The organism is Streptomyces sp. NPDC058964, assembly GCF_042741275.1.
GTDB lineage: Bacteria > Actinomycetota > Actinomycetes > Streptomycetales > Streptomycetaceae > Streptomyces.
The window spans coordinates 1-8,386 of record NZ_JBHYKH010000403.1 but is presented as its reverse complement, the minus strand read 5'-3'; the positions used below and the strand labels follow the sequence as shown (position 1 = coordinate 8,386).

Genomic DNA, 8,386 nt, shown 5'->3' with positions numbered 1-8,386 from the left:
ACCTACTGGGGTTAGTGTTTTGGGGGGGGGGGCCCTGGGGGGGGGGCGGGGCGGGTGGGGGGGGGCGGCCTCCTGCCCGGCATCCGGTGTCCGGCGCCTCAGGAGGCGGACTCGGACAGCTCGCACAGCGCGGGACCCGAGTGGATGCCGTGCGCGCGGTTCATGACGACGTCGCCCAGCTCCGCGGCCGTGGCCCGGACATTGGCACCGCCGTACCCGTTGACCACGGAGAACATCCCCCACAGCAGGTTCCAGGGCCGCAGTTCACCGTTCTCGTCCGGGAACGGCTCCGGGGTGGGCCGCACCCTGCGCTGGAGCACATGCGGCGTCCCGAGCGCCGCCTCGAGCTGCTCCCGCCACTCCTGGCCGGTCAGATCCGGACTCCAGCCGAGCACCACGCCCCGGTTGCCGTACAGCGAAGTCGGCTTGAGCACGAGCTCGCCGCGGTGTTCGACGGCGTACTCGAAGAGGTCGGCGCGCTCCCCGCTCTCCAGCGTCACCGTGCCCGGGCGCACGATCCGCGTCCACGGCAGCAGCCGGTCGATACTGACCGACTGCTCCGGCGTGAACAGGCCGCGGTTGTCCTCGTCCGAGAGCATCGCCAGCGCTCCCTTGCTGGCGTACGCGGAGGTGTCCAGCGGGGTGAAGATCCTGACCTCGCCGCGCTCGGCGGCGTCGAGGACCGGATCGAGGAGCTCGGGCTGCTCGACGATCTGGGAGATCGCGAACGTACGGAAGACGATGTCGACCGGCTTGTCCTCCAGCCAGACCCGGCCGCCCCTGACCTCCAGCTGCCCGACGTGACAGGGGTGGGCGTCGAGACCCAGTTCCCGCCAGCGCAGCGCGAGCTGGCGCATGTAGCGGATCTCGTTGTCGAAGTAGCTCGGCCAGTCGGTCAGCGCGACCACCGGGCGGTCACCGGGCGCGAAGCCGGACTCGACCAGGATGTTGTTCACCTGCTCGCGCAGGGTGTCGACGTAGCCGAGGCCGTGGTCCTCGGCGAACCGGGCGAGCAGCGGGTGCTCCAGGAGCCCGCGGGCGATGTCGGCGTTGTCCATGCCGCCGATCGAGCTGCCCATGTTGAACTCCAGGAGTTTGAACCCGCCTTCCTGGAGGTACAGGTCGGCCCGCGCCTGGCGCGTCATCCCGGTGCCCCGCGCCCGTGAGGCCACGGCGACCTGCTGCTCGGTCAGTCCGGCGGCGCGCGCGAACGCCGCGAAGTCACCGCCGAAGAGCTTGTCGGGCAGGGTGCTCAGCGCGTCCATGACGTTCCGGACGTCGCCGAAGGCCAGGTCCCGCTCGGCCCGGCCGAGGAAGGCCGGCCGGGACAGGAACGTCCCCTTGTAGAAGGCGGCGAGCATCTCCGACTCAGGGAGCCTGCCCACCAGTTCGCCCGCCTTGGCACCGCTCTCGGTCACCCTGCGCAGGTATTCCGCCGTCAAGGACGCGCGGTCCATGTGAGTCCTCCTCGATGTCGTGTGGTCGGCCGGCCGCCGGTGTGGCCGGGGCGTCCGGCCGGGGGCAGCACGGCGCCGGGATTGAACAGGCCCGCGGGGTCCCAGGCGGCCTTGACGGCGCGCATCAGCGCGATGTCGGCCGGGGACCGGGTGAGCGGGAGGTACGCGGCCTTGGCGCGGCCGATGCCGTGCTCGGCGCTGATGCTGCCGCCCGTGTCCGCGATCCGGCGCAGGACCGCGTGGACGAGTTCCTCCTCGTCGGCGGCCGCGACGCCGAGGAGATTGAGGTGGACGTTGCCCTCGGCGAGATGCCCGAACACGTACGCGCGGGCCCGCCCGGCCAGCAGACCGGGGAGACCGGCGACGAACTCCGGCAGCTCGGCGAGGGGAACGGTGACGTCCAGCTTCAGCGGGGTTCCGGCGGCGTTGACGGCCTCGGTGTGCCGCTCGCGGTAGGCCGCCAGACGGCGGCGGTCCGCGTCGTCCACGGCCACGGCCACCTCGCGCGCATCCAGCTCACCGACCACCGCGGCCAGTTCGTCGAGCGGACCGTGCGATCCCGCGCACTCGACCAGCAGATACACGGGATGCGCGTGCCGGAACGGCGCGGGCAGTCCGCTGTGCTCCAGGACCAGCGCCAGCCCGTCCGCCGTGAAGAACTCGGCCAGCTCCAGGGACTCCAGCCGGCGCAGCGCCGTCAGGACGCCCACCGCGTGGGCGAGGGAGTCGAGAGCGAGCAGGGCGCCGGCCCGCCGGGGTGGACGCGGCCGCAGGGTCAGCCGGAGCCGGGTGAGGACGGCCAGGGTGCCCTCGCTGCCGATCAGCAGGCCGCCGAGGTCGTATCCGGTGTTGTCCTTGGGCAGTCCGGCCAGGCGGTTCAGGACCCCGCCGTCGGCGAGCACCGCCTCGGCGCCCGCGACGTTGGCCCGGACGGTGCCGTGCCTCAGGACCCGCTCGCCGCCGGCGTTGGTCGCGGCCATGCCGCCCAGGGTGGCCGAGTCCCGGGAGGCGAGGTCGACCCCGAAGTCCAGGCCGTGCCGGCGCACGTGCCGCTGCAGGGCGGCCAGTGTCGCCCCCGCGCCGACGGTCACCTGCCGGGCGCCGGGGTCGACCGGGCCGATGCCGTCCAGCCGCCGCAGTGAAAGCACGACCTCGGTGCCGTCGCCGCCCGGCACCGAGCCGCCGACCAGGCCGGTGTTGCCGCCCTGCGGTACGACCGGGACGCCGGCCGCCGCGCAGACCCGTACCGCCTCGGCGGTCTGGGCCGGGTCCGCGGGGCGGACCACCAGCAGCGAGCGGCCGCTCCAGCGGCCCGTGAAGTCGGTCTCGTACGGGGCACGCAGGGCGGGCTCGGTCAGTACGTGCGTGTCCCCGACGACATCCGCCAGGCGGCGGGCGAGGCGCTGCCGCTCCGCGTCGGCCGCCCGGGGAGCCGCTCCGGTCACGGTCATCAACCGGCCGCCGGTGCGGGCGCCTTGTCGGCGGGGACCGGTGGCTCGAAATGGACCGCCTCGCCCGGCAGCGACCGCTCAGTCAGCCTCAGCATCATGCCGCCCAGCAGCGCGGTGACCGTGATGACCAGCCAGGGCAGTCTGCCGTCCACCGCGACGAGCGCGGTGAACAGACTGGGCGCCAGGGCGTTGGCCAGCGCCCAGGAGGACTGGTAGGCGGCCAGGTACCGGCCGCGCAGCTCGGCCGGGGCGGCGGACTGGGCCAGCGTGCTCGCCGCCGGGCTGTGCACCAGTTCGGCGAAGGTGGCGACCACCACGCAGGCCAGCACGACCCCCATGGCCACCGTCGTGTTGTGCGGGCGGACGGTGCCGAGGACGATCTGGCCCGCGAAGGCGGTCACGAACAGCGCCACCCCGGCGATCGCCATGCGGTTGCGGGTGCGGAAGCGGCCCCGGGCGTACGCGGCGACCGGCACGCCGAGGGTCGCGCACAGCAGGGTGTTGACGATGAACGAGCTGCCGATCAGGCCCTGGGGTATGTGCAGCCAGTCGGTGGCGTAGACGGGGATCAGGATCGTCAGGGAGGTGTAGCCGAGGGCCACCGACAGGTTGGCGAGGGCCAGTGCCAGGAAGGGGCGGTCCTTGGCGACCAGCTTGTAGCCGCCGCTGCGCGCGGCCCGCTTGCGGTCGGCGTGCGGGCTGGCCGGGGTGCGGGTGGCCAGGACGGCCGCGATCACGAAGCTCGCCGCGTTCAGCCAGGCGGCGGCGACATAGCCGTGGTCGCCCATGGTGGCGATGATCAGGGAGGCGATCAGGGTTCCGCCGCCGAGTCCGGCGTTGCCCAGGCTTCTCGACAGGGCCTGCATCCGGTCCCGGTCGGTGCCCTTGAGGAGCTCGGCGAACCTGGCCTGGAGCGTGGAGGGCGCGGCCCGGGTGCCCACGGCGGTGACCAGCGCGAGGACGGCGAACAGGGCCAGGCTGTGCGCGAGCGGGTAGAGGGCGAAGCCGATCGCCCGCAGCAGGTACAGGACGATGAGCACCCTCAGGGCGCCGAACCGGTCCACGGCGGTGCCGCCCAGCGGCAGCGCGGCCATCGCGATCAGGCTGGTGACGGTGAGCACCAGGCCGATCTGCGCCAGCGGCAGGTCGGTGACGTGCTTGAAGAAGATCAGGTTGAAGGGGACGTACATGCCCGAGCCGGTCGCGTCGATGGCGATGCCGGCGATGAGCGCACGTTCGCCCTTGAAGCTTGGGCGCAGAAACGACATTTACTGGTCTCCAGGGAGGGGATGTGCGACGGCCGGCGCTACGAGACGTCGTAGAAGCCGGGCCCGTCCAAGTAGCGCGCCGACACACAGTCCCGGGCAACCGCACTTTCGGACTCGTGTGCCAGAAAGACCCGCAGCGGGAAGGTCCAGTCGTCGACCGAACGGTGCACCGGGTCCCCGGGGCCGACCCGGAACACCGCGTCGTGGAAGCTCTCCAGCGCCTTCAGCTCGGCCAGCTTGGGATAGCCGGTGAGGCGTCCCTCCACCGGCGAGACCATGTTGACGATCCGGGCGTGCCTGAGCAGTTCGTAGCCGGTGCCGCAGCGCTCCTCGAAACGCTCGGGGAAGGCGTACGCGTCCACGGTCCGGTCGAGCTGGCTCTCTCCGGTCGCGGCCGCGGTGGGCACGTGCACGTCGGCGCCGCAGACCCGGGCGCCGGTCTCGACGAGCCGCGGCCCCTTCGGCGTCAGCTTGAGCTCGGAGTGCGCGGGCCCGTTGCGGATGCCGAGCGCGTCCAGGACCAGCAGGGTGTGCTCGACCAGCGCGTCCTGTTCGGCGCCGTGGCGGGGCAGCAGCTCCGCGCCGGCCGGCAGGTCGCGGACGCCGTTGGCGCTGATGTGGTGCATCTTCCAGATGTCGGTCACGTGGTGCCTGCCGTGCAGGCTCACGGTGTTGACGATGTACTCGTTGCCGACCAGGTACTCCTGGGCCAGCACCGCCTCGTTGCGCTGGCCCAGCACGCTGTGGGTACCGATCAGCTTGGTGAACGCCGAGCGGACCTCGTCGGCGGTGTCGCAGAAGAAGACCCCGTCGTTGCCCGCGCTGCTCACCGGCTTGAGGACGACCCGGGCGCCGGTGCCGGAGGCGGTGTGCCCGTACCACTCGAGCAGGGTGTCCAGGTCGGAGGCGAGGAGCTGGCCGGTGGCCGGGACCCCGGCCTGCCGGACCGTCTCGATCATGCGGAACTTGTCCCGGCGGGTGGGGCTGAGCGCGGTCCCGTTGGTGGGCAGCCGAAGTTCCTCGCTCAGCGCGTCGGCGAGCATGACGGCGCGTTCGATGCCCGGCAGCAGGCCCACCGGCGCGTACGGTGCGAGGGCCGCGACCGTGGCGGCGACGTCAGAGTCGTGGACGATGTTGGCGGTGAAGTCGTCGGGCCGGAAGCTCGGCGCGTAGACGTCGGGGATCACCGGGGTGCTCTGCACGTGGACGCAGTCGACGCCGCGCGCCCGGAACAGCGGCGCGAGGCAGCGCGCGCTCGCGAAGGCGTCGACGACGACCACCGTGCGGCGGTCCGTGCTGGAACTCATGTGTCATCCCACCGTGGGTTGCTGGCGTGCGGCGGAGCCGCCGGACTGGACGGGCCTGGTCGTCGTCATGCGCCGGTGATCTCCACCGGGTCGCCGAACCTCATCAGGTGGCGGTAGGTCATGGCACGGGTGTGGCGCATCGTGCGCAGGATCGCGATCGCGCTCTCGGCGGACTCGTCGACCTGGATGATCGACTGGTCGTCGCCGACCAGCGCGGCGGTGACGACGATGTGCCGCTCGATGTCGTGCAGGTCGGCCTCGAACAGGGCGTCGCGGGCGAGCGCGAGCTCCGGGTCGGTGACCGCCACCTTGGCGAACGGCTCCGTGTGGGTGACGGTGAGCTTCCGCATCGCCTTGCGGAACGCCTTGTGCTCGGGCTGGGTGCGGCCGGTGAGCGCCACCGGCACCGCCGGGGGGTACATGGTCGGGCGGACCTTCGCGTCGTAGCAGGGCGCCGACATGTCCCCGGAGTGCATCATGGCCGCGGTGAAGCCGCGGACCAGGACCGAGGCGTCCCGGAAGGCCGTCACGGCGGTGTCGCGGTCCTCGTCGGCGAGCGCGGTCAGGGCCCGGGTGACCGCCCGCGCCGCGGCGAGGTTGAGCACGAAGTAGAAGTGGTGGGTGACGACCCACCGGGTCAGCTCGTCGCGGCCGACGCGCAGTGCGGTGACCTCCGCCGGGGCGGCGGGCTCCGGCGCGGGCGTGCCGTCCGCCGGGTCGAGGCCCTTGAGGATCAGGATCATCGCCCGGACCTCGGCGGCCTGGTCGTTCAGATCGAGCCGGGCGCCGCGCAGATCGGCGAGGGTGCGGGCGATGATCAGGGATGTCTCGGAGACGCGGTACGCGTCGTCGACGTCGGCCGTGCGCACGCCGAAGTACTCGTGGTTGGGGACGACCGGCTCCAGGACCGAGGTGTCCATGGGGGCCACCCGGGCCGCCACGGCGAGGTCCTCGGTCCGGGCCACCGCCGTCTCCAGCGCCCGCTCGACGGGATCGCCCGCCCCGGCGGGGTCGAGCAGCCGGGCGTACAGGTCGCCGAGCGCGTCCGTCGCGGCCGCGAGCGCGGCGGCGACCGGTGCGGCGGGACGGGTGCGGCAGTGGACGACGTTGTCCGCGGGCAGGACGACGATCGGGATGTCGGGGCAGGCAGGGGCCATGGCTGTTTCCTCGGGATCCTGTTCGGTGTCGGGGCGGGTCAGGAGACGGGCTCGCGGGCGAGAGCCTTGTTGAGCGGGGTGCCGGGGTCGGTGATCAGGGCCGCGTCCAGGGGGGTCTCCCGGGCGATCAGCCGGCGGCCCTGCACCATGTCCCGGGGCCGGTCGACGGTGAGCAGGGCCCGGAGCCGGCCGCCGCGCAGCCACAGCACCGTCCAGCCGGGGTCGCCGGGCGAGCCCCGCAGGACCGTCCGGTCCTCGGCGGTGTGGTGACCGGCGTACTGCACCGTCCGGCCGAACTGCTCGGACCAGACGTAGGGGACGGGGTCGTAGCGCTCCTCCTGGCCGAGCAGTGCCGCGGCGGCGACGTCGGGCGCGTTCAGGGCGGTGTCCCAGTGCTCGGCGCGCAGCCTGCGGCCGTACCGCCGCGACCACCAGGACGCGCAGTCGCCCGCGGCCACCACCTCGGGCCGCCGCGTGCGCAGCGAGCCGTCCACGACGACCCCGTCCGCGGCGGCGAGCCCCGAGCCGGCCAGCCAGCCGGTGTCCGGCCGGACCCCGATGCCGCAGAGCACGACATCGGCGGAGAGGAACTCCCCGTCGTCCAGGGTGAGTCCGCCGGGGTCCACCGAGACGACCCGTACCCCGCACCGGAGCCGGACCCCGGCGTCGGCGTACCAGCCGGCGGTCAGCGCGCCGAGTTCGGGCCCGAGGGCACCGGCGAGCGGGGCGCCGGCGGCTTCCAGGACCGTCACCCGGCAGCCCGAACCGGCCGCCACGGAGGCCACTTCGGCGCCGATCCATCCGGCGCCCACGATCACCACATGGGCGCCCGCGTGCAGCCCGCCGCGCAGCCGGAGCGCGTCGTCCAGGGTCCGCAGGACGTGCTGCGGGCCCGCACCCGGCAGCCGTACGGGGGTGGCGCCGGTGGCGATCACCAGTCCGTCGAAGGGCAGCGGCCCCGCCGACGTCTCCAGGACGCCGCCGGGCCGGCCGTCGTACGGGCGCAGCGCCACGGCCCGTGTGCCGAGCCGGAGTTCGCACCGCAGCGGCTCCCAGTCGGCGGGCAGGGTGGTGTCGTCGGTCTCGCCCGTGAGGACGGCCTTCGACAGCGGGGGCCGGTCGTACGGCGGCCGGTTCTCCGCTCCGACGAGGGTGAGTGTCCCCTCGTACCCGCGCGCCCGCAGGCGCTCGACCGCGCGCAGGCCCGCGAGCCCGCCGCCGACGACGATCACGTGGTCCACGGCTCGAACCTCTCGTTCTGCAGGGCTCGTTCGGCGGCGGCGACGGACCTCGCCAGCGCCGTCTTCAGGGGGATGCCGAGCTTGTCCGCCGCGGCGGCCACGTCCTCGTACTCCGGCTGGACGTTGACGATCCGCCGGCGGTGCCGGGCGACCTTGATCCGGACCTCGGCGGAGTCCACGGCGACGGTGGTGAACTCCCGCTCCAGTTCGTGCTTGTCCACCTGGTACGCGCGGGTGCCGATGGTCGAGGTCTCGGCCGTGACCGTCTCCCGCACGGCGTCCAGGACGGGTGGCGGGCAGAGCGCGGAGAGGATGTGGGCGGGGCGGCCCTTCTTCATCAGGACGGGCGTGAGCCAGGCGTCGGAGGCTCCCGCCTCCAGCAGCCGGGCCAGCACGTGCGGCCACACGCGCGGGTCGAGGGGGGGGGGGGGTGGGGGGCCCCCCCCCCCCCGGCCTGGTGGAGCAGGTCCATGCGGTTCTCGACGCCGGGCAGTCCGTTGGGGAT

At 73.5% G+C, this 8,386-nt stretch carries 7 protein-coding genes; all 7 read right to left on the bottom strand.

Annotated features, from left to right (window positions below; genetic code table 11):
* Positions 1 to 98: 98 nt before the first annotated feature.
* Positions 99 to 1,457: a hypothetical protein gene (locus ACFW2E_RS34790; RefSeq protein WP_384472320.1), complete on the bottom strand. Its 1,359-nt coding sequence runs from the start codon at positions 1,455 to 1,457 to the stop codon at positions 99 to 101.
* Complete coding sequence (locus tag ACFW2E_RS34785) at positions 1,439 to 2,908, bottom strand: FAD-binding oxidoreductase (protein WP_384472318.1); 1,470 nt, start codon at positions 2,906 to 2,908, stop codon at positions 1,439 to 1,441. The genes ACFW2E_RS34790 and ACFW2E_RS34785 overlap by 19 nt, the downstream gene beginning before the upstream one ends.
* Positions 2,908 to 4,176 (bottom strand): MFS transporter, encoded by a 1,269-nt coding sequence (locus tag ACFW2E_RS34780; RefSeq protein ID WP_384472315.1) that lies wholly within the window; start codon positions 4,174 to 4,176, stop codon positions 2,908 to 2,910. Before ACFW2E_RS34780 ends, ACFW2E_RS34785 begins: the two co-directional genes overlap by 1 nt.
* A gap of 38 nt (positions 4,177 to 4,214) precedes the next feature.
* Positions 4,215 to 5,483 carry an ATP-grasp domain-containing protein gene (locus ACFW2E_RS34775; RefSeq protein ID WP_384472313.1) on the bottom strand — a complete coding sequence of 423 codons (1,269 nt, stop codon included), beginning with the start codon at positions 5,481 to 5,483 and terminating at the stop codon, positions 4,215 to 4,217.
* Between the two features lie 65 nt (positions 5,484 to 5,548).
* Positions 5,549 to 6,640: a hypothetical protein gene (locus tag ACFW2E_RS34770; RefSeq protein ID WP_384472310.1), complete on the bottom strand. Its 1,092-nt coding sequence runs from the start codon at positions 6,638 to 6,640 to the stop codon at positions 5,549 to 5,551.
* A gap of 38 nt (positions 6,641 to 6,678) precedes the next feature.
* Positions 6,679 to 7,881, bottom strand: coding sequence for an NAD(P)/FAD-dependent oxidoreductase (locus ACFW2E_RS34765; protein WP_384472308.1), 1,203 nt, complete (start codon positions 7,879 to 7,881; stop codon positions 6,679 to 6,681).
* Positions 7,869 to 8,288 (bottom strand): nickel insertion protein, encoded by a 420-nt coding sequence (gene larC / locus ACFW2E_RS34760; protein WP_384472305.1) that lies wholly within the window; start codon positions 8,286 to 8,288, stop codon positions 7,869 to 7,871. The genes ACFW2E_RS34765 and larC overlap by 13 nt, the downstream gene beginning before the upstream one ends.
* Positions 8,289 to 8,386: the final 98 nt, after the last annotated feature.